The sequence below is a fragment of the Variovorax sp. RTB1 genome, assembly GCF_035018765.1.
Lineage (GTDB): Bacteria > Pseudomonadota > Gammaproteobacteria > Burkholderiales > Burkholderiaceae_C > Variovorax.
Genome location: NZ_JASJXG010000007.1, coordinates 41,705 through 61,139, shown reverse-complemented (window position 1 = coordinate 61,139; position 19,435 = coordinate 41,705). Strand labels below are relative to the sequence as shown.

The 19,435-nt window shown below is 65.2% G+C and carries 16 protein-coding genes; 10 read left to right on the top strand and 6 right to left on the bottom strand.

What is annotated here, in order from left to right:
* Positions 1 to 54 precede the first annotated feature (54 nt).
* Genes QN397_RS07160 through QN397_RS07150 form a run of 3 tightly spaced genes read left to right on the top strand, consistent with a single transcriptional unit; the run spans position 55 to position 3,211 of the window.
* Complete coding sequence (locus QN397_RS07160) at positions 55 to 1,440, top strand: MFS transporter (protein ID WP_323500544.1); 1,386 nt, start codon at positions 55 to 57, stop codon at positions 1,438 to 1,440.
* Positions 1,441 to 1,476: 36 nt separating this feature from the next.
* Entirely contained in the window at positions 1,477 to 2,982 is a 1,506-nt protein-coding gene (locus QN397_RS07155) for an aldehyde dehydrogenase (RefSeq protein WP_323495382.1), read from the top strand.
* 40 nt (positions 2,983 to 3,022) lie between these two features.
* Positions 3,023 to 3,211, top strand: coding sequence for a hypothetical protein (locus QN397_RS07150; RefSeq protein ID WP_323500543.1), 189 nt, complete (start codon positions 3,023 to 3,025; stop codon positions 3,209 to 3,211).
* 237 nt (positions 3,212 to 3,448) lie between these two features.
* Here the strand turns inward: QN397_RS07150 and QN397_RS07145 are convergent, their stop codons facing one another.
* The gene (locus QN397_RS07145; RefSeq protein WP_323495380.1) at positions 3,449 to 4,846 is read right to left on the bottom strand and encodes an 8-oxoguanine deaminase; all 1,398 of its coding nucleotides are present in this window, start codon (positions 4,844 to 4,846) and stop codon (positions 3,449 to 3,451) included.
* A 33-nt stretch (positions 4,847 to 4,879) separates the two neighbouring features.
* Here QN397_RS07145 and QN397_RS07140 point away from each other — a divergent pair, with 33 nt between their 5' ends.
* The 4 genes from QN397_RS07140 to QN397_RS07125 all read left to right on the top strand — a co-directional run bounded on the left by QN397_RS07140 (position 4,880) and on the right by QN397_RS07125 (position 8,798).
* Complete coding sequence (locus tag QN397_RS07140) at positions 4,880 to 6,226, top strand: glycerate kinase (RefSeq protein ID WP_323495379.1); 1,347 nt, start codon at positions 4,880 to 4,882, stop codon at positions 6,224 to 6,226.
* The gene (locus QN397_RS07135; protein ID WP_187050900.1) at positions 6,223 to 6,714 is read left to right on the top strand and encodes a low molecular weight protein-tyrosine-phosphatase; all 492 of its coding nucleotides are present in this window, start codon (positions 6,223 to 6,225) and stop codon (positions 6,712 to 6,714) included. Before QN397_RS07140 ends, QN397_RS07135 begins: the two co-directional genes overlap by 4 nt.
* A gap of 98 nt (positions 6,715 to 6,812) precedes the next feature.
* On the top strand, positions 6,813 to 7,634 hold the full coding sequence (locus QN397_RS07130; protein WP_323495378.1) for a class I SAM-dependent methyltransferase: 822 nt from the start codon (positions 6,813 to 6,815) through the stop codon (positions 7,632 to 7,634).
* Between the two features lie 126 nt (positions 7,635 to 7,760).
* Positions 7,761 to 8,798 (top strand): VWA domain-containing protein, encoded by a 1,038-nt coding sequence (locus QN397_RS07125; RefSeq protein WP_323495377.1) that lies wholly within the window; start codon positions 7,761 to 7,763, stop codon positions 8,796 to 8,798.
* Between the two features lie 31 nt (positions 8,799 to 8,829).
* Here QN397_RS07125 and QN397_RS07120 read toward each other — a convergent pair whose 3' ends face one another.
* The 3 genes from QN397_RS07120 to QN397_RS07110 are packed head-to-tail and all read right to left on the bottom strand — an operon-like array spanning position 8,830 to position 11,596.
* Complete coding sequence (locus QN397_RS07120; protein WP_323495376.1) at positions 8,830 to 9,501, bottom strand: DUF1345 domain-containing protein; 672 nt, start codon at positions 9,499 to 9,501, stop codon at positions 8,830 to 8,832.
* Positions 9,498 to 10,916 (bottom strand): sensor histidine kinase, encoded by a 1,419-nt coding sequence (locus QN397_RS07115; protein ID WP_323495375.1) that lies wholly within the window; start codon positions 10,914 to 10,916, stop codon positions 9,498 to 9,500. The genes QN397_RS07120 and QN397_RS07115 overlap by 4 nt, the downstream gene beginning before the upstream one ends.
* Positions 10,913 to 11,596: a response regulator transcription factor gene (locus QN397_RS07110; protein ID WP_323500542.1), complete on the bottom strand. Its 684-nt coding sequence runs from the start codon at positions 11,594 to 11,596 to the stop codon at positions 10,913 to 10,915. Before QN397_RS07110 ends, QN397_RS07115 begins: the two co-directional genes overlap by 4 nt.
* Positions 11,597 to 11,686: 90 nt before the next feature.
* Here QN397_RS07110 and QN397_RS07105 point away from each other — a divergent pair, with 90 nt between their 5' ends.
* The 3 genes from QN397_RS07105 to QN397_RS07095 are packed head-to-tail and all read left to right on the top strand — an operon-like array spanning position 11,687 to position 17,512.
* Positions 11,687 to 12,913, top strand: coding sequence for an efflux RND transporter periplasmic adaptor subunit (locus QN397_RS07105; protein ID WP_323495373.1), 1,227 nt, complete (start codon positions 11,687 to 11,689; stop codon positions 12,911 to 12,913).
* Positions 12,903 to 16,094 carry a CusA/CzcA family heavy metal efflux RND transporter gene (locus QN397_RS07100; RefSeq protein ID WP_323495372.1) on the top strand — a complete coding sequence of 1,064 codons (3,192 nt, stop codon included), beginning with the start codon at positions 12,903 to 12,905 and terminating at the stop codon, positions 16,092 to 16,094. Before QN397_RS07105 ends, QN397_RS07100 begins: the two co-directional genes overlap by 11 nt.
* Complete coding sequence (locus QN397_RS07095; protein WP_323500541.1) at positions 16,091 to 17,512, top strand: efflux transporter outer membrane subunit; 1,422 nt, start codon at positions 16,091 to 16,093, stop codon at positions 17,510 to 17,512. Before QN397_RS07100 ends, QN397_RS07095 begins: the two co-directional genes overlap by 4 nt.
* A 75-nt stretch (positions 17,513 to 17,587) precedes the next feature.
* Here QN397_RS07095 and QN397_RS07090 read toward each other — a convergent pair whose 3' ends face one another.
* Entirely contained in the window at positions 17,588 to 18,889 is a 1,302-nt protein-coding gene (locus QN397_RS07090; protein WP_187050907.1) for a TRAP transporter large permease, read from the bottom strand.
* On the bottom strand, positions 18,886 to 19,434 hold the full coding sequence (locus QN397_RS07085; RefSeq protein ID WP_261802234.1) for a TRAP transporter small permease: 549 nt from the start codon (positions 19,432 to 19,434) through the stop codon (positions 18,886 to 18,888). The genes QN397_RS07090 and QN397_RS07085 overlap by 4 nt, the downstream gene beginning before the upstream one ends.
* Position 19,435: the final 1 nt, after the last annotated feature.

Genomic DNA, 19,435 nt, shown 5'->3' with positions numbered 1-19,435 from the left:
AATTGCGGTCCTAGATCGTCTGTCCCGATTCCCACTACAAAAGCTGGAGACACCATGTCCGTCAACGCAGGCGCCCGACTCGATCGACTACCGCTGTCCCAATTTCACCGCAGGATCATGCGGCTGATCGGCATTGGCATGTTCTTCGACGGCTTCGACATCTACATCGCGTCGACGGTGCTCGGCACGACGCTCAAAAGTGGCTTCTCGACCATGGGGCAGAACGCCTTGTTCGTGTCGATAACCTTTCTCGGAATGATGCTCGGCTCGTTTGGCACCGGCTTTTTGGGGGACCGATTCGGACGGCGCTTTACCTATCAGGCCAATCTCGCGTTGTTCGGGATCGCCTCGCTGGCGTCCGCGTTTGCACCGACCATGGCTTTCCTCATCGTCTGCCGATTTTTCATGGGCTTGGGGCTGGGGGCCGAGAACGTTGTTGGCTACTCGACGCTTGCCGAATTCGTGCCACCGGCGGCGCGCGGTCGACTGCAAGGGTGGATGGCCACTTTCGTCGTGACCGGCCTTCCGGTGAGTGCGTTGCTTGGTCTGTTGCTGGTGCCGAGTTTCGGTTGGCGAGTGATGTTCGTGGTGGGTGGACTGGGTGCGTTGGTGGTTTGGTACTTGCGCAAGTCGCTCCCCGAATCGCCGCGGTGGCTCGAGTCGGTTGGCCGCAGCGCAGAGGCCGAAGCGCTGATGACATCGATCGAAAAGGAAGTATCGGCGGAGAAAGGCGCGCTGAGCGCACCGTCCGCCGCTCCGACAGTCGCCGTGTCGCGTTCGTTTTCCACCCTCATGACCCGCCAGATGCTCGTGCGACTGTTCGTCGGATCGGTGGTTCTGGTCGTTATCAACACGTTGCTCTACGGGTTCGTGACCTGGCTGCCCACTTTCTTCGTGAGCGAAGGCATGACCATCGCGAAGTCGCTCGGTTTTGCGCTCTTGATGTCGTTTGGTGCACCGGTCGGCGCGAGCATCGGAGCGCTCACTGCAGACCGCTGGGGACGCAAGCCCATGATCATCGGTGCGTCTGCGATCGCTGCCATTTTCGGCGCGATCTATCCCTTCGTGCGTGACCCGGTCCTCTTGCCGATCGTCGGTCTTTTGCTGGTCATTCCGATCTATGTGCTGGTCGCGCTGCTATTTGGCATGTACGTGCCCGAACTCTTTCCGACCGAGGTCCGCCTCCGCGCATCGGGCATCTGCAACACCTTCGGTCGAGGAGCGACCATCGGCACCCCGTTTCTCGTGGTCTCGCTCTACTCTCAATACGGAGTCCTCGGCGTTCTCACGATGATGATTGCACTGCTCGCGATCCAGATTCTCGTTGTCGCGTTTCTCGGCATCGAATCAAGCCGCCGCGCGCTCGAAGAGGTCAGCGCAGTCTCCACCGACCCGGCTTCGGCGCAACGCCCAGGCGGTTTGCCCAAAGCGTCCCTTTGAACTTACGAACACTGACATCTCACGAAGGACTCGCTTGTGACCGACACCACCCTGCACCACGCCAAACTTTTTATCAACGGCGAGTTCGTCGATGCTGCTTCGGCTGCAACGATGCCGATCGTCGACCCCTCGACGGGCAGGTCAATTGGCGCACTCGCCGCTGCCGGTGAGGTCGATGTCGACCGCGCCGTGCTCGCCGCGCAACGGACCTTTGACGAAGGTGTGTGGCGAGACAAGTCGGTCCATCACCGCGCCAAAGTGCTCAACAAGTTTGCCGACCTCTTCGAAGCCGACATCGAAGCGTTCTTCCGTTTGGAGACGCTCGGCAACGGACGGCCCATCAGCGAGACGCGTGCGCAGATCGCGCGGCTGCCGCAGTTCTACCGCTACTTTGCCGCACTGGCGTTGACGCGTCGCACCGATGTCATTCCGGTCGAAGGTGACTATCTTTGCTACACGCAGCGCGTGCCGCTGGGCGTCGTCGCGCTGATGACCTCGTTCAACCATCCATTGATGATCTTGTCCAAGAGCCTGGCTCCGGCGCTGGCGACTGGTAACAGCGTGGTCATCAAGCCGTCGGAGCAGACACCGCTGACGACCGTTCGGCTCGTTGCCTTGCTCAAGGAAGCAGGCGTACCGGACGGTGTGGTGAACGTCGTGAACGGCGAAGGCCGGGTGGCGGGTGCAGCGTTGGCCAGCCATCCCAAGGTGAAGAAGATCGTCTTCACCGGCGGTACCGACGTGGGCCGCGGAATTGGCGAAGCGGCAGCTCGCAACTTCGCGTTGACAACGCTGGAACTCGGCGGCAAGGGCGCCGTCATCATGTTCGACGACCTCGACATTGACCGTGCAGTAAACGGAGCGGCATTTGCTGCGTTCATCGGAGCGGGGCAAACCTGCGTTTGTGGCGCACGCATTCTCGTGCAACGCAGCATGTACCCCAAGTTCCTTGAAAAGTTCAAGACAAAGGTCGAGTCGATCCGCGTGGGGGATCCCGCCGATCCGCGAACACAACTCGGCCCCGTCATCTCCGAACGATCGCGAGCACGTGTGCTCGCCATGCTGGACCGAGCGGTCAATGCGGGCGCCAAGGTGCTCGCAGGCGGTCAAGTGGCGACCGGTGCGGGGGCCGGCTTCTATATCCAAGCAACCGCACTGTATGACGTCGACCCCGATTCGGAAATTGGTCAGGAAGAAGTGTTTGGTCCTGTCACGGTGGTCATGCCGTTCGACGACGAGGCCGATGCATTGCGCATCGCGAACGGCACGCGGTTCGGGCTGGCTGCTTCCATCTGGACGAACGACGTGGCACGTGCGCACCGCGTTGCGAACAAGCTGACGTTCGGCATCCTGTGGATCAACGATCACCACCGGCTGGACCCGGCCTCGCCGTGGGGTGGTTTCAAGCAAAGCGGCGTGGGCCGCGAGACGGGTATCGAGTCCTATGACCAGTTCACCGAGCCGAAGGCAATTACCGTCAACACCAGCGGGGTGACGGTCGATTGGTACAAGGATGACGGCCAGGCCAAGCGCTTGAACTGATTGCAAGCGACGGGCGTCTCACGCCTGGCGTCTCATGCCGATGCGGCTGGCTCGAGAATTCCTCGACACTGCACGACAGTCGCTGCGGGAGGCCAACTTCGCGGGTACGCGCCTTTGTCTGGTGCTGTGCCTGGTCGGCGCGGGTGATCTGGTGCGCGCTGCCGCCGAGCTGCACGAGCTGAGGCGGTTGGAGCCCGATATGGTGGCTGCGCGCCTGGGAGGCAGGTGACTGGCTGGTGACGCTGAAGTGCGTCAGCGCGAGATCGCTTTCCTTGATGCGGCCAATTGTCAAGCGACCCCGTGAGGGGAGTGTTCGCGCGAGGCACCATGCCGAGCCGGGGGCCATCCGCGGACGGCCGTCGTCCCCTGAGCGCGCGCGGATTTCTCGGCATCAGCATCACGATGCCTCAAAGACTTCGAAGCGAGCACTAGATCCAGGGTCGTCTTCCAGACCCGCGACGCTCTGTCATCCGCCCGCCAGCGCAAGCACCATCGCCAGCCTGTTGTGCCGCTCGACCAGCGGTCCTGCGTCCACTGTCACCAACTGCCCCTCGCGTACCACCACACGTCCGTTCACCACCGTGTATGCGGCTTGCGGACTCGCGCACAACAGCAGGCTGGCGACCGGGTCGTGCACCGCGCCACCGGCGAAGGCGACGGTGTTCAGGTCGAACAGCGCCAGGTCCGCACTCATGCCCGGAGCGAGATGACCGATGTCCGGGCGCCCCAGCACTTCGGCGCCGCCGCGGGTGGCAATCGCCAGCGCATCGCGCGCCGTCATTTCGGCCGGACCGTGATCGCAACCGAAGGGTTCCAGCGAGCGCCCGACGCGTGCCAGCAGCAGCGCCTGACGCGCCTCGTTGACCATGTGCGCGCCATCGTTGCTGGCACTGCCGTCGACACCCAGTCCGACCGGCACACCTGCATCCAGCATCCGGCGGACAGGTGCGATGCCCGATGCCAACCGCATGTTGCTGCACGGGCAATGCGCCACGCCGGTCTTCGTCTTTGCGAACAGCGCAATGCCTTCTGCATCGAGCTTCACGCAGTGCGCGTGCCATACGTCGTGGCCGAGCCAGCCCAGGTCTTGTGCGTACTCGGTCGGCGTGCAGTTGAACTTCTCGCGGCTGTAGGCGATGTCATGGTCGTTTTCGGCGAGGTGCGTGTGCAGCCGAACGCCCTGGCCCTTGAAGGAGCGCGCGAGCAGTGCCGATTCGCGCATCAGGTCGCGGCTCACGCTGAAGGGCGAGCAAGGCGCCACGGCCACGTTGGTCATCGCGCCGTGCGACGCATCGTGAAAGGTTTCGATCAGCCGCTGCGTGTCTTTCAGGATATCGGCTTCGCGCTCGACCACGCTGTCGGGCGGCAGGCCGCCTTGCGATGCGCCGACGCTCATGCTGCCGCGCGTCGCGACGAAGCGCATGCCGATGTCACGCGCCGCCTCGATGCTGTCGTCGAGCCGCACGCCATTGGGATAGATGTACAGATGGTCGCTGCTGGTGGTGCAGCCTGAAAGCAGAAGTTCGGCCATCGCGATCTGCGTCGACACCCGCACCATCTCCGGCGTGAGACCGGCCCAGATCGGATACAGACCGCGCAGCCACGAGAACAGTTCGGCATCCTGCACGGCGGGAATGGCGCGCGTCAGCGACTGGACCATGTGGTGGTGCGTGTTGATCAGTCCCGGCACCACCAGATGGCCGCGCGCATCGATGACTTCGTCCGCCGTTTGCGGCAGCTGGTCGGCCGGGCCGATGGCCTCGACGACGTGGTCGCGCAGCAGCACCGAGGCGTTGCGCAGCTCTTTTCTCGCGTCGTCGAAGGTGGCCACGCAGTCGGCATTGCGGATCAGCAGAGTGGTCATGGCGGGCGAGAATAGAGGGTGGAGACAACACAAATGATCGCATCGAAACCTCTCGCTGAACTGGCCGATCCGCAGATGGAACCGCGTCGCTTTCTCGAACAGCTTTATCGCATTGCCGTGCAGCGCGCCTTGCCGCTGGCCAGCATGGGCGCCTACCTGCCCAAGCCGCCCGATCCCGCCAAGGGCCGCACGCTGGTCATCGGTGCCGGCAAGGCCGGTGGCTCGATGGCGCAGGCGCTCGAAGCGCTGTGGCCGGCCGACGCGCCCATGTCGGGCCTGGTCGTCACGCGCTACGGCCACGTTCCACCGCGGCCTGAAGGATTGAAGCAGCGCGTCGAACTGGTCGAGGCGTCGCATCCGGTGCCGGACGAGGCCGGCATGAAGGCCGCCGAACGCATCCTCGCGCTGACCGAAGGCTTGACTGCCGACGACCTCGTGCTTTGCCTGATCTCCGGCGGCGGCTCGTCGGTGCTGACACTGCCGGCCGAAGGCATGACGCTGGCGGACAAGCAGCGCGTGAACCAGCAACTTCTCGACAGTGGCGCTCACATCGGCGAGATGAACTGCGTGCGCAAGCACCTGTCTCGCGTGAAAGGCGGGCGGCTCGCCGCAGCTTGCGCGCCGGCACGGGTCGTCACGCTGACGATCAGCGATGTGCCCGGCGACGACATGGGCATCATCGCCAGCGGACCGACCGTCCCCGACGACACGACCTGCGCGCAGGCCTTGGCGATCCTCGACCGCTACAAGATCGACATTCCGCCGGCCGTGCGCGCCGGCCTCGAAAGCGGTGCGCTGGAAACGCCGAAGCCGGGCGATGCCGTGTTCAAGGGTCACACCGCACACCTGATCGCGACGCCGCAGCAATCGCTCGAAGCCGCCGCGGTTGCGGCGCGTGCGGCCGGCATCGAGGCATACATCCTGAGCGACGAGATGGAAGGCGAATCGCGCGAAGTCGGCAAGGTGCATGGCGCGCTGGCGCGTGCGGTGGCGCAGCGCGGCCAGCCGTTCGCCAAGCCGTGCGTGATCTTGTCGGGCGGTGAAACCACCGTCACCATCCGGCCGCGCCAGCCCGGTCAACCCAAAGGCCGTGGCGGCCGCGCCGGAGAGTTCTGCATGGGCCTGGCCGGTGCGTTGATGGGCCAGGCCAACGTGTGGGCACTGGCCGCCGACACCGACGGCATCGACGGCGTCGAAGACAACGCCGGTGCCTTCGTCACGCCCGACACGCTGGCGCGTGCGGAGGCAAGGGGTCTCAAGCTGGCACCGCATCTCGACCGCAACGATGCCTACGGTTACTTCGACGCCATCGGCGATCTGCTCGTCACCGGGCCGACACACACCAACGTCAACGACTTCAGGGCGCTGCTGATCCTGTGACAACCGAAACGTCGCCATCGGTGCTGTTCGTGTGCACCGGCAACATCTGCCGCTCGCCGACCGCGCATGCGCTGCTCGTGCACAAGGCGCAGGAAGCCGGTTTTGCGGTGCGCGTCGACAGCGCCGCCGTCTCAGACGAAGAGCGGGGCAATCCGGCCGACCGACGCTCCGTTGCCGAAGCCAAACGCCGCGGCATCGCGATGCCCGATCACCGTGCGCGGCAGATCACTGCAAAAGACTTCGACAGTTTCGATCACGTTGTCGGCATGACGCGCGCGCACGCTGCGGCGCTGCGCCGCATTGCGCCGGTGCACGCCAGCAAGGTGGCTTTGATGATGGACTTTGCAGGGGCGCAAGATCGCGACGTGCCCGACCCCTGGTACGGCGACCAGGCCGCTTTCATTGAAGCCTTCGACATGATCGAGGAGGGCGTCGACGGGTTGTTGGCGCGGCTGCGCCATTTGGCCGACGGGGGTGCTGCCGGTTAGGGCTGTACGCGTTGCGTCGCCTGCTTGCGGCGCGGTCCTTGCGCCCGTCCGCCCACTGCGGAGAATCATCCAACGTCACCACAAACCGAGGAACCGATATGGCGATCACGACAGTCAAGTCCGGTGAGACATGGGCTGCAGGCGACCTCTACGAAAGCTACGTCGGCCGATGGAGCCGCGCTGTAGCGCAGGCGTTCCTGCCCTGGCTCGACGTGCCCGCAAGCTCGCGCTGGCTCGACGTCGGATGCGGCACCGGCGCACTCACCGAATCCATCCTCGCGCATTCGCACCCGGCTGCGGTGGTGGGCGTCGATCTGTCACCGGACTTCATCGCGTATGCACGCGCCCACGTCGCCAGCCCGCTCGCCACATTCGAAGTCGGCAATGCACAGATCCTGGCGCTTCAAGGGCCGCGGTTCGATGCGGCGGTGTCTGCGCTGGTTCTCAATTTCTTGCCGGAGCCCGGCCTTGCGGTGCGGGCGATGGCGGGCAGGGTCCATCCCGGCGGGCGGGTCGCGGCCTACGTGTGGGACTACCGGGGGCAAATGGAGCTCATGCGGTACTTCTGGGATGCCGCCATCGCCCTCGACCCAGCCGCCGGCGCACTCGACGAGGGATTGCGCTTCCCGCTGTGCCAACCGGATCCGTTGCAGGCGCTGTTCGCCGATGCGGGGCTGGTTGACGTCGACGTGCGCGCGCTCGACGTACCAACCGTGTTCCGCGACTTCGACGACTACTGGAGTCCGTTCCTGGCCGGAAACTTTCCAGCGCCAGCCTATGCGATGTCGCTGGGCGGAGAGGCCCGCTTGGCGTTGGGTGAGCGGCTTCGTTCGACGCTGCCCGCAGCGGCGGACGGATCCATTGCGCTGGTCGCGCGCGCCTGGGCGGTGCGAGGCACAGTGCACAGCACGGCGACCTGAGGCGAATGTGTTCGGGAACGAATATTGCACCGCTCGCTGATTGCGAAATGAGTCACTCGCAGGCAGGATATTGATGCACTGCGGGGAAGTTTTGCTGTCCCGCTTTTCTGGTGTCACGCGCCGCCCATGTTCTTCCTCTGGCCTCAGTACCTCTGGTTTTTGCCGGCGCTTGCACTGCTGCCGGTGGCTTATGTATGGCTGCAGCGGCGTCGGGGCAGCGCGGCTTTGCGCTACAGCAGCCTGGGTGTCGTCCGCGCGGCTGCATCGGGCCGCGCTTGGCGGCGGCACCTGCCGCCTGCACTGCTTTTGCTGGCCTGCGTCGGGTTGCTTTTCGCTGCGGCGCGCCCGGTGGCGCGCGTGCCGCTGCCATGGGCCCGGTCGTCGATCCTGCTGGCCATCGACGTGTCGCTCAGCATGCGTGTCACCGACGTCAAACCGAGCCGCATCGTGGCGGCGCAAGAGGCCGCCAAGTTGTTCCTGCGGGAACTGCCGAAAAATATCGAAGTCGGGCTCATCACCTTCGCCGGCAGCAGCACGGTCACCCAGCGTGCGACGCTCGACCGCGAGTCCGTTGCCGCCAGCATCGATGCCTTCCAGATGCAGCTCGGCACGGCCATTGGCGATGCCATCGTGGTGAGTCTGGCGGAGCTGTTCCCCGATGACGGCATCGATCTCGCAGAGATGACATTCGGCAGCAGACCGCAGGGCCGCGGTCTCGACGACAAGGCCAAAACGCCGCCCAAGCAGGTCACGCCCGTGGCGCCGGGCTCGTACGGTTCCGCAGCGATCATCCTGCTGAGCGATGGCCGTCGAACCTCGGGCATCGACACGCTGGCGGCCGCCAAGATGGCCGCCGATCGTGGCGTTCGCATCTACGTGGTGGGTCTGGGAACGGTGGACGGCGACATATCGACACCCGACGGGATGGCGATCTACATGAAGCTGGACGAACCGACGTTGCGCGAAGTGGCGCGCATGACCGGTGGCGAATACTTTCACGCCGGCACCGCAGAGACGCTGCGCACCGTCTACCAGAACCTGGGCTCGCGCGTGGTGGTGCTGAAGCGCGAGACAGAACTCACCGGCTTGGTGACACTGTTCTCTGCGGTAATTGCGATCGCAGCCGCCGCGCTGTCCATGCTCTGGTTCGGGCGATTCACCTGAAAGCTGCCGAGGCGCCCGGTGCCGCGAAAGTTCAGAACAGACTCGCGCCGATGTTGATCAAGAGGGCGAGCACGGTCGTATTGAACAGGTAGGCCAAGATGCAATGCACCGAGCCGATGCGACGCATCATCTTGGAGACGAATGACACGTCGGCCGTCTGGCCCGAGGTGCCGATGACGGCGGCAAAGTAGAAGAAGTCCCCATAGTCCGGCTCGTCGTCCTCTGGAAAGCTCAAGCCTGGTTTGCGTCCGTCGGATTGCGCCGCGTAATAGTCGTGCGCATAGTGCAGCGCGAACATGATCTGGGTGAATGTCCAGGAAGACACGACCGTCAGTGCCGCGAGTCCGATATGCGCGACCTTCGCTGTACCGTGCATGTCCTTGACCACCGTGAGTTCGCCGCCGATGGCAGCAAGACTCGCAATGGCAGAGATCACGACCAGGGTCAGAATCACGAACTGCCCTTCGTCCTGTGCCCTTGCCCGGTAGCGCATGTGTTCGCGGGACGACCGGGTCATCATGCTGACCGCAAGAAAGACATAGAGCATCGCACCCGTGTTCCATGCGATCAGCAATCGGGTGACCAGATGCGCTTCGAGCCGTGCGGGGAACAGCACACCCACCAGGATTGCGGTGAGCGTGGCGACGAGCAGGCGGGGCCGGGCCCGCAATTGCCGGTAAATGCGGTTGTGTCGAAGTTTCATCGCGCTGAAGAAAAGCCATGGAGGGAATGGGTCGGAAAGTGCAACTCGAACCGGGCACCGCCCAGCGCCGAGCTCTGCACCACCAGGCGCCCGGCATGAGCTTTCGCGATCTCGCGAACGATCGCCAGGCCAAGGCCGCTGCCTTCGGCCTCGACGCTGTTACCACGTTGGAATCGCTGGGTGATGCGTTCGCGGTCGGCAGGCTCGATGCCCGGCCCACTGTCGTCCACCGCGATGAACGCGTGGCCTGTGCCAACGGACACGCTGACGTTCACGCGGGCGCCAGACACGCAGTACTTCAGCGCGTTGTCCAGAAGGTTGTTGACGGCCTCGCGGACAAGCGCTGCATCGACCATCACCCAGGCGTGGTCCGAAGCGTCGTCGAAGCCGAAGTCGAGTCCCGCCGACAACGCGCGGAAGACCCACTCGCGCGACGCCTCGAAAGCCAGCACTCTCAAGTCGACGCGGTCCCGGCTCGCGTCGCTTTGCGCTTCCGGCTCTGCGCGGGAAAGCAGCAGCAATTGATTGGCCAGTCGCACCGCGCGCTGCGCTGATTGCTGCAGTTCGACGACCGATATCCGCATCACCGGAAGACTCTCGCTGCGCAAGGCCTGCTCGGCCTGCAATTTCAGCGCGGTCAGAGGGGTTCGAAGCTGGTGCGCGGCGTTGGCGATGAACGCGCGCTGTGCCTGGCCTGCCAGTTCGAGGCGACCGATCACCGCATTCAATGCTTCGATCAAAGGGCGCAATTCGGCCGGGAGGCCGTTCTCAGGCACCGGTTGCAAGCTTCGGTGGCTCATGTCGCGCAATGCGTTGCCGAGCGACAGGATGTTGCGGGTCTGAAAAAAGATCACGCGGTGCAGTACCCAGCCTGCGAGCAACAGCAACACCAACTGCGGAATCCATACGGCCAGCAGAATCTCGCCCGCAAGGTGGCGACGTTTGCGCGTGGTCTCTCCGACCATCACCGAGACCTGTTCGCCCGCACTGGCGAGCGGCACGTCGACGATGGCCCAGCGCATGGCGTGGCCGCCCAGGTCCGCATCGAACAGGCGCGCATTGCGAAACACTTCCGGCGCCTCAGGCTCTCGCGGCGCTTCTGACACTCCGGCGATGTAGCCGCTGCGCGAACCGACCACGCGATACACGGTCTGGTCTTCGTCGTCCCACTGGAACATGGCCTCGGCAGAGCGCGGCAGGTCGAGTCCGGCGCGCGGGCCGATCTGTCGCACCGCCTGTGCCAGGCTGTTGGCCGAGTCGTAGAGCCAGCGGTCGAACACCTCGTGCACGTAGTAGCGCGTGATGCCGTAAGAGAGCGCGCCGCTGAGCAGGAAGAGCGCTGCCATGCGCCAAAGCAAACGTGTTTCCAGGCGCCGCTGCAGGCTGTCGTCGGGGCTCCGGGTGGGCGCTCTCACGCCACGCTCGCCAAACGGCGCAGCAGGTAGCCGAAGCCACGCACCGTCACGATCTCGACATCGTGGCCGGCGATCTTCTGGCGGATGCGGTGCAGGTAGACCTCGATGGTCTTGCCGGCCACGTCGCCATGAAAAGCCATCAGCGTTTCAGTCAGCTGGGCTTTGGTGACCACGCGGTCGACGTTGCCCATCAGGCGCTGCAGCAGCTGGAACTCGCGCGGCGTGAGGCTCAGTGGTACGCCGTCCAGGCTGATGCGTGCGGCATCGGACATCAGGCATAGCGCGCCGGCGGACAACCGCTGCGCCTGTGGATGGCCGCCGCGCCGCAGCACGGCCTGGATGCGTGCGTCGAGTTCGGCCATGTCGAAAGGCTTGACCACATAGTCGTCTGCGCCGGCACGCAGCCCACCGACGCGCTGGTGCTGCTCGTCGCGTGCGGTCAGCACGATGACAGGCAGCGAGTTGCCGGCTTCGCGGATCTGCCGCAGCACGTCGCTGCCGTCCATGTCCGGCAACCCCATGTCGAGCATTACCAAGGCCGGCAGGTCGCGCCGCATGCTCACGAGCGCCTGCGCGCCGTTGTGCGCCTTCAGCACTCGGTAGCCTCGATGCTGCAGCTCGCGGCCCAGCAGCTCCGCAATTTGAAGGTCGTCTTCGACGATAAGAATCAGGGCGTCCACTGCGCGACTCTAGGCGATGCGGCCGTTATCTATTTTTAAACCACGACCCTTAGGCTGCGCCCCTCTCCGGCTTCGTGGCAGCGCCCCTCAATGAATATCTCGCGTCGATCTGCACATGCCGGCTGGCGGACGCTCACCGTCCTTTTGCTCGTGCTGGCAGTGGGCATTGGCATTGGTACGGAAGTCGCGCGCCACAAGGCGGTGCTGGATGCAGGAACAGCGTCCGCCCCCAGCCCAGCCGTTGCAGCGGCGGCCACGACCGCCCCGTCGGGATCCGGTTTGCTGCGCTATGCCCGCGACGCACCCGAGCTCGCATCGATCCGCATCACGCCGGTCGAGGCTGTGCCACTGCCGGCGCTGCCGCCGGCCAATGCCCACCTGGCCTATGACGAAGACGTGACGGCCAGGGTCAGCTCGCCGGTCGCGGGTCGCGTGGTTCGTCTGATGGTCCAGGCCGGTGACCGCGTGCGGCGTGGCGCCGCGCTGGCTGAACTTGACTCGCCCGACCTGGCGTCGGCCCAGTCCGACCTGGCCAAGGCGAAAGCCGACGAGGCGCACAAGCGGCAGAGCGTCGAGCGCACCCGGGCGCTGGCCGAAACCGAAACCGGTTCGCGCAAGGACAACGAGGCGGCCGAGGCCGATTTGCAGCAGGCCGTCGCAGAGACCCGTCGCGCTGCCCAGCGGATGAACAACCTGGCAACGGCAACGGCAACGGCAACGGCAACGGTCAGCGGTTCAGGTCGCTTCGTGCTCCGGGCGCCGATCGACGGCGTGGTGGTCGACCGGCAGATCAACGCCGGCATGGAAGTGCGCCCCGATCTGGCCAACCCGCTGTTCGTCATCACCGACACGGCAAAACTCTGGGCCTTGGCAGACGTGTCCGAAACGGCCTTGAATGCGGTGCACGCGGGGCAGCCGGTGGAACTCGAGGTCGATGCCTGGCCCGGCCAGCGTTTTGCCGGCGTGGTGCGCCACGTGGGCGCCGCGCTCGATGCCGCATCGCGTCGCCTGCAGGTGCGTTGCGAGATCGCCAACGCCGACGGCCGGCTCCGAGCAGAGATGTTCTCGCGCGTGGCTTTTCTCTCCGACACGCAGGCGACGGCAATTCGGGTACCGAACGGCAGCCTGGTGCTCAACGGTATGCAGAACTTCGTCATCGTGGAGCAGGAGCCGGGCGTTTTCGCGCGGCGGCCGGTGCAACTCCGCTGGAGTGGGCCTGACACCACCTATCTGTCCGCAGGCCTGCACGCCGGTGATCGGATCGTGTCCGAAGGCGCGCTCTTGCTGGCGTCCGAGTTTCCTGCCCATGCTGAATAAGTTCGTTCGCTTCGTGTTGGCCCAGCCGGTCTTCGTGCTGGTGATGACGGTGGCGTTGGCCGCCTTCGGCATCAATGCGGTCCTGCACTTGCCGATCGAGGCCTTTCCCGACGTGCAGGATGTGCAAGTCCAGATCATCACTCTGAGCGCCGGCTCCGCGCCGGAAGAGGTCGAGCGAACGCTGACGCTGCCGATCGAGCGCGAGATGACCGGTGTGCCGGGCGAGACCCAGTTGCGCTCGGTCTCCATGACCGGTCTGTCGGTGGTCACGCTGACCTTTGCAGATGGCACCGACAACTACTTCGCGCGCTCGCAAGTGCTGGAACATCTGGGCAACGTGACGCTGCCCACGGGTGTGCAGCCAACGCTCGCGCCACTCACCACCGCCGTCGGCGAGGTACTGCGCTATGTCGTGCAGGCGCCGCCGGACATGGCCGAGAACGACGTGCGTGCGCTGCAGGATTGGGTCGTACGCCCGGCCCTGCGCATGGTGCCGGGCGTGGCCGACGTGGCGAGCTTTGGCGGCACGGTCAAGGAGTACCAGGTGCTGGTGGACCCGGCACGGCTCAAGCGTTTCGGCGTGACCCTGGACCAGGTCGCGCTGGCCCTGACCAACAACAGCGCGAACGTCGGTGGCGGGGTGCTGCGCCGAGGCGACGAGGCGCTGGTCGTGCGCAGTATCGGACTGGTCGATTCGCTCGCCAGCATCGGCCAGGTGATCGTGCAGGCCAAGCAAGGCCGCACCGTGCTGGTGTCTGACATCGCCCAGGTGGAACTCGGCCACAAGCCGAGGTCGGGCATCGTCGCCTACGACGATCACGACAGCGTCGTCGAGGGCGTCGTGAGCATGACCAAGGGTCAAAACGCCGCCGTGGTGGTGGCGGGTGTCGAACAGGCCATGGCGGCGCTGGCGCCGCGCCTGCCGCGAGGCGTGACCTTGCCGGTGGTCTACACGCGGACCGACTTGATCCACCAGACGGTCGACACGGTGGTCGAAAACCTGGTGACCGGCGCCTTGCTTGTGATCGTCATCCTGGTCGTGTTCCTGCGCAACTGGCGTGCCGCGGTCATCGTCGCGACGGTGATCCCGCTGTCGCTGCTGTTCGCTTTCATCATGCTCGACCTGCGCGGCATACCGGCCAATCTGATCTCGCTCGGCGCTGTCGATTTCGGCATCATCATCGACAGCGCCGTCGTGCTGGTGGAGGCATTGATGGTCCGGCTCGCCCTGGACCGGAGCCTCTCGGTGACGGCGCCAGCGCACACGCCTTCGAGGCCCGGCGCCGCCGACCAGAAGGCGCTTACCTTTCATTCGCGGCTGCGGGTGTTGCGCGAAACCGTGGTGGACCTGGGCCGGCCGATCCTCTTCTCCAAGGGGATCATCATCATCGCGTTCCTGCCGATCTTCACCTTCCAGCGGGTCGAAGGAAAGATCTTCGCGCCCGTGGCTTTCACACTGACCTTCGCGTTGCTCGGCGCGCTCGTGCTGACCGTCACGCTGGTACCGACGCTGCTGCGTTTTGCCATGCGCGGCGCCAACATGGCCGAGCGGCGCAGCCAGTGGATGGAGCATCTGCAGTCGGGCTACCAGCGCCTGCTCTTGTGGGGTGGTGTGCGGCGCGTCATCGTCTTCACCCTGTCGCTGATGGTGCTGGGCGTGACGCTGTTGCTGGCGCCGCTGCTCGGCAGCGAGTTCTTGCCCAAGCTGGACGAAGGCAACATCTGGCTGGCCATCACCTTGCCGACCTCGACCGCCATCGACACCACCAAGCAGGTGGAGCGCAAGGTGCGTGCGGTGCTGCGCAGCTATCCGGAAGTGCGCCGGGTCATCACGCAGGTCGGGCGACCCGACGACGGCACCGATGCCAAGGGACCGAACAACCTGGAAATTCTGGCCGACCTGGTGCCGCGCAGCCAGTGGCACTTTGCCGACAAGCAGGCGCTGGTGGAAGACATGACTCGCCGCCTCAAAGCGCTGCCTGGCGTGCCGACCAATTTTTCGCAAGTGATCGAAGACAACGTCGAGGAGTCGTTGTCCGGCGTCAAGGGCGAGATCGCCGTCAAGATCTACGGGCCCGACCTGCAGGTGCTGGAAAAGAAGAGCGATCAGATCGCCGCCGTGCTGCGCGGATTGCGCGGGGCGGCCGACGTCGCAGCGATCCGCATCGGCGGCCAGAGCGAAGTCGACATCCAGGTCGACCGGCGGCGGCTCGCGCGGCTGGGCATCAGCGTAGCGGACGTCAACACGGTCATCGGCAGCGCGCTGGGCGACGTGGCGGTGAACAGCTTCTACGAGGGCGACCGGCGCTTCGACGTGACGATGCAAGTTGCGAAAGGCGCGCGCGCATCGATCGACGACATCGGAGCATTGCAGGTCAACCTGCCCGACGGCGCCGGCACCGTGTCACTCGACCAGGTCGCGCACATCGCATTGCGTCAGGGCGCCTCGCGGGTGAGCCGCGAAGGCGGCGAGCGCAATGCGTCGGTCAAAGCCAATCTGCTCGGGCGTGACCAGGGCAGCTTCATCGCCGAGGCGCAGCAGGCGGTGGCGGCACAGGTCGTGTTGCCGCCGGGCTACCGCATCACCTGGGGCGGCCAGTTCGAGAACCAGCAGCGCGCCGTCAAGCGGCTCGCCGTGATCGTGCCGATCAGCGCACTGCTGATTTTCTCGCTGCTGTTCTGGGCTTTCGGCTCGGTCCGGTACGCCTGCCTGGTGCTGGTGCTGGTGCCGTTCACCCTGATCGGCGGCATTGCCGGCCTGGCGATCGCGGGGCTTCACTTCTCGGTGTCGGCGGCGGTCGGCTTCATCGCGGTGGCCGGGATATCGGTGCAGAACGGCGTGATCATGGTGGAGCACATTGCCGACAACCTCGATGCGTCGGTCTCGCTTTTCGAGAATGCGGTGGCGGGCGCCGTCGCCCGGTTGCGCCCGATTCTGATGACGGCGCTGATGGCCGGCCTAGGCCTGTTGCCAGCGGCGTTGTCGCATGGCATCGGCTCCGAAACGCAGCGCCCGTTCGCCGTGGTGATCGTCGGCGGCGTGGTGTCGGCCACGCTGTTCACGCTGCTGTTGCTGCCATTGCTCTATCCGATCTTCGCGGGTGGCAAGCAGAAACGGCAAGAGGATTTCGAACCCGCTGTCGTTCCTGCTCCGGCTCCCGTTATTCCGGGCACACCATGATGTTCCTTCGAGATGGGTTTGCAGCGGTCTCGTTGGCGCTGGTCGCCGGCTGCGCTGTCGGCCCCGACTTCGTTGCGCCTCCAACACCGGCGCCGCCGGGCTACACCGCCGCGCCGGTTGCCGTGGTCACCCGCGGCACCGACATTCCGGCGCTGTGGTGGGAGCTTTTTCAGTCGCCCGCGCTGAGCCGACTGGTGGCGCGCGCGCTGTCGAACAACCCCGGGATCGAATCGGCCCAGGCCGCACTGAAGGCTGCGCGTGAAAACGCCGAAGCGCAGCGCGGCGCCTTCTTTCCGCAGGTCGGCGTGACAACGATGTCGAGCCGGCAGTCCTCGTCCACCACGCTGTCGTCGCCGCTAAATGACAACCGCTACATCTTCAACCTGCACACGCCGCAGCTGAACATCGCCTACACGCCCGATGTCTTCGGTGGCAATCGGCGACTGCTCGAATCGCAGCAGGCGCAGGCCGACGCGCAGCAATTTTTATACGAGGCCACGCGCCTGACGCTGGCCGCCAACGTCGTCTTGGCTGCCGTCACCGAGGCATCGATTCGCGGACAGATCGCCGCCGCGAACGACACCGTGCAGCTGCAGCAACGCCAACTTCTGCTGCTGCAGCGGCAACGAAAACTGGGTGCCATCGGCATCGCAGACACCGCCGCCCAGGAAAGTCTGCTGGCGCAGACCCAGGGCGCGATGCTGCTGCTTGAAAAACAACTCGCGCTGCAACGCAACCAGTTGTCGACCCTGCTCGGTCTGCGGCCCGACGAGGCACTGCCAGAGCGTTTCGAGCTGGCCGACCTCGTGCTGCCCAAAGCGCTGCCTTTGAGCCTGCCGTCGCAACTGGCCGACCAGCGCCCGGATGTGCGCGCGGCGCTGGCGCAACTGCAGTCGGCCAGTGCGCAGATCGGGGTCGCCGTGGCCGCCCGTTTGCCGGCCATCACGCTCACCGCGAACGCCGGTTCGACCGCGCTGACGGTGGGCAGCCTGTTCGGACCCGGCACCGGCTTCTGGGCACTGGGCGCAGGACTCGTGCAACCGCTGTTCGATGGCGGCACGCTGCTTCACCGCCAACGCGCTGCCGAGGCGACCTATGAAGAGGCCAGGGCGCAGTACCGGGGTGTGGTGATCGGCGCCTTCCAGAGCGTTGCCGATGCGCTCCAGGCACTCGACCATGACACGCGGATGGTCGATGCGGCCGCGCAGGGCGAGGAGGCTGCCGCGCGGTCGTTGCGGGCTGCGCAACACCGCTTCAATACGGGTGACACCGGCTTGTTCGAAGTGCTCGGTGCCCAGTTGATCGAGAGCCAGGCCAAGAGCACGGCGGTGCAGGCGCGCGCGAGTCGCTATGCAGACACCGTCGCGCTGCTGCAGGCGCTCGGTGGTGGCTGGTGGAATCAGCCGGTCCCGCACTAGCGTCCTGAACCCTGGCGTCTTGAACGCTACCGTCTCGAACCGCGCTGCAGCACAGCGCGGCCCCGTTCATCCCCGTCAGCCCATGCGCGTGGGCAGCCAGAGCGCGATGATCGGGAACGCGATGAGGATCACCAGCCGCAGCATGTCGGTCACGATGAAGGGCAGCACGCCCTTGAAGATGGTCGTGAAGCTCACCTCTTTCACCACGCTCTTGATGACGAAGACGTTCATGCCCACCGGCGGATGAATCAGCCCGAGTTCGACCGTCATGACGATGATGACGCCGAACCAGATCGGATCGAAGCCCAGGTGCACGATCACCGGATAGATGATCGGCACCGTCAGGATGATCATCGCCATGGCGTCCATCAGGCAGCCGAGCACGAGGTACATCAGCATGATGAGCGCCAGCACCCCATAGCGGCCGATGCCCAGCCCGGTAAGAAACTCGGTCAGCTTTTGCGGGCTCTGCGTGATGGTCAGAAAGTAGCCGAAGAGCAGGGCGCCGATCAGCACAGTGAACACCGCTGCCGAGGTCCGCGTGGCCGAGAGCAAGGCCTCGCGAATCTTCGGCCCGTCGAGCTTGCCGCGTACCAGGCCGAGGATGAAGGCGCCGCTCGCGCCCACGCCGCCCGCCTCGGTCGGCGTGAAGAAGCCACCGTAGAGCCCGCCGATCACGAAGATGAAAAGCACCAGCGGCGCCCACACGTTCTTCAGGTCGACCAGGCGTTCCGACCAGGGTTTGTTCTCGCCGGCCGGCAGCCAGTCGGGCCGTACCTTGACGATGATCGCGATGGTGATGACGTACATCAGCATCGCCAGCAGGCCGGGGATGATGCCGGCCATGAAGAGCTTGCCGATGTCTTGCTGCGTCAGGATGGCGTAGACCGCGAGCACCGTCGACGGCGGCAGGATGGCGCCGAGCGTGCCGCCCGCGGCGATCACCCCGGTCGAAAACGACTGCGGGTAATTGAAGCGCCGCATCTCCGGATAGGCCACGGCAGAGAAAGTCGCCGCGGTGGCGACTGACGAGCCGCAAATGGCCGCGAAGCCGCCGCAGGCCAGCACGGTGGCCACGCCGAGTCCGCCCCGCAGGTGGCCGATCATCGAGTTGGCTGCCTTGAAGAGTTCGCGGCTCACGCCCGACACCGACACCAGCGCCCCCATCAGCATGAACATGGGGATGACGCCGAAGGTGTAGTCGGTGACGGTGCGCATCGAGGTCTGGCCGACCAGCTTGAGCGCGGGCATCGGCCCGACGATCCACGCATAGCCGGTGACACCGACCAGCCCCATCGCCATGCCCACGGGCACGCGCAGCAGCATCAGCGCGAAGAGCGCGACGAAACCCAATACCGCTATCGCATCGGCGCTCATTCGTCTGCTCTCTGTTCAGGCTTGACTTCGTCCAGCTGCTCGGGGTGAAAGATAAGGCGATAGGTGCGGATGCCGATCAGCAGCACCGCGCAGACATCGCCGAACCAGGCGACCGCATAGAACGGCCAGGTCGGGATGTTCATGTCGTAGGTCTGCACGTTGTCGACGTAAGTGCCGCGCACCTTGTCGAACAGCATGGCGGTCTGCACCGCCACCACGAACAGCAAGACCAGCGTCGCGAAGACGTCGATCGCGCGCTTCATGCGCGGCCCGGCGGTCGACCACACCAGGTCGACCGTGATGTGGCTGCCGCGGTAGCTGGTCGCCGCGATGCCCCAGAAGATCAGGATGCCGAGAAACATCCGGCCGAAGTCGTAGGCATCGGGAATCGAGGTGTTGAAGAACTTGCGCAACACCACCGCGATGAAGATGTTCAGCGCAACCAGGCCGACGAAGATGGCTGCCAGCCATTCGATGCCGTTGATCATCCGGTCCATCACGCCGACCCGGCGCTTCTGGCCGGCCACAGGAGACACCGAATCCATC

What these genes read in the sequence shown, in the direction of transcription:
- QN397_RS07160 (WP_323500544.1), top strand. Translation starts at nt 55, where the DNA reads ATGTCCGTCAACGCAGGCGCCCGACTCGATCGACTACCGCTGTCCCAA.
- QN397_RS07085 (WP_261802234.1), bottom strand. Translation starts at nt 19,434, where the DNA reads ATGGATTCGGTGTCTCCTGTGGCCGGCCAGAAGCGCCGGGTCGGCGTG.
- QN397_RS07145 (WP_323495380.1), bottom strand. Translation starts at nt 4,846, where the DNA reads ATGACCACTCTGCTGATCCGCAATGCCGACTGCGTGGCCACCTTCGAC.
- QN397_RS07125 (WP_323495377.1), top strand. Translation starts at nt 7,761, where the DNA reads ATGTTCTTCCTCTGGCCTCAGTACCTCTGGTTTTTGCCGGCGCTTGCA.
- QN397_RS07130 (WP_323495378.1), top strand. Translation starts at nt 6,813, where the DNA reads ATGGCGATCACGACAGTCAAGTCCGGTGAGACATGGGCTGCAGGCGAC.
- QN397_RS07105 (WP_323495373.1), top strand. Translation starts at nt 11,687, where the DNA reads ATGAATATCTCGCGTCGATCTGCACATGCCGGCTGGCGGACGCTCACC.
- QN397_RS07120 (WP_323495376.1), bottom strand. Translation starts at nt 9,501, where the DNA reads ATGAAACTTCGACACAACCGCATTTACCGGCAATTGCGGGCCCGGCCC.
- QN397_RS07095 (WP_323500541.1), top strand. Translation starts at nt 16,091, where the DNA reads ATGATGTTCCTTCGAGATGGGTTTGCAGCGGTCTCGTTGGCGCTGGTC.
- QN397_RS07140 (WP_323495379.1), top strand. Translation starts at nt 4,880, where the DNA reads ATGATCGCATCGAAACCTCTCGCTGAACTGGCCGATCCGCAGATGGAA.
- QN397_RS07090 (WP_187050907.1), bottom strand. Translation starts at nt 18,889, where the DNA reads ATGAGCGCCGATGCGATAGCGGTATTGGGTTTCGTCGCGCTCTTCGCG.
- QN397_RS07150 (WP_323500543.1), top strand. Translation starts at nt 3,023, where the DNA reads ATGCGGCTGGCTCGAGAATTCCTCGACACTGCACGACAGTCGCTGCGG.
- QN397_RS07100 (WP_323495372.1), top strand. Translation starts at nt 12,903, where the DNA reads ATGCTGAATAAGTTCGTTCGCTTCGTGTTGGCCCAGCCGGTCTTCGTG.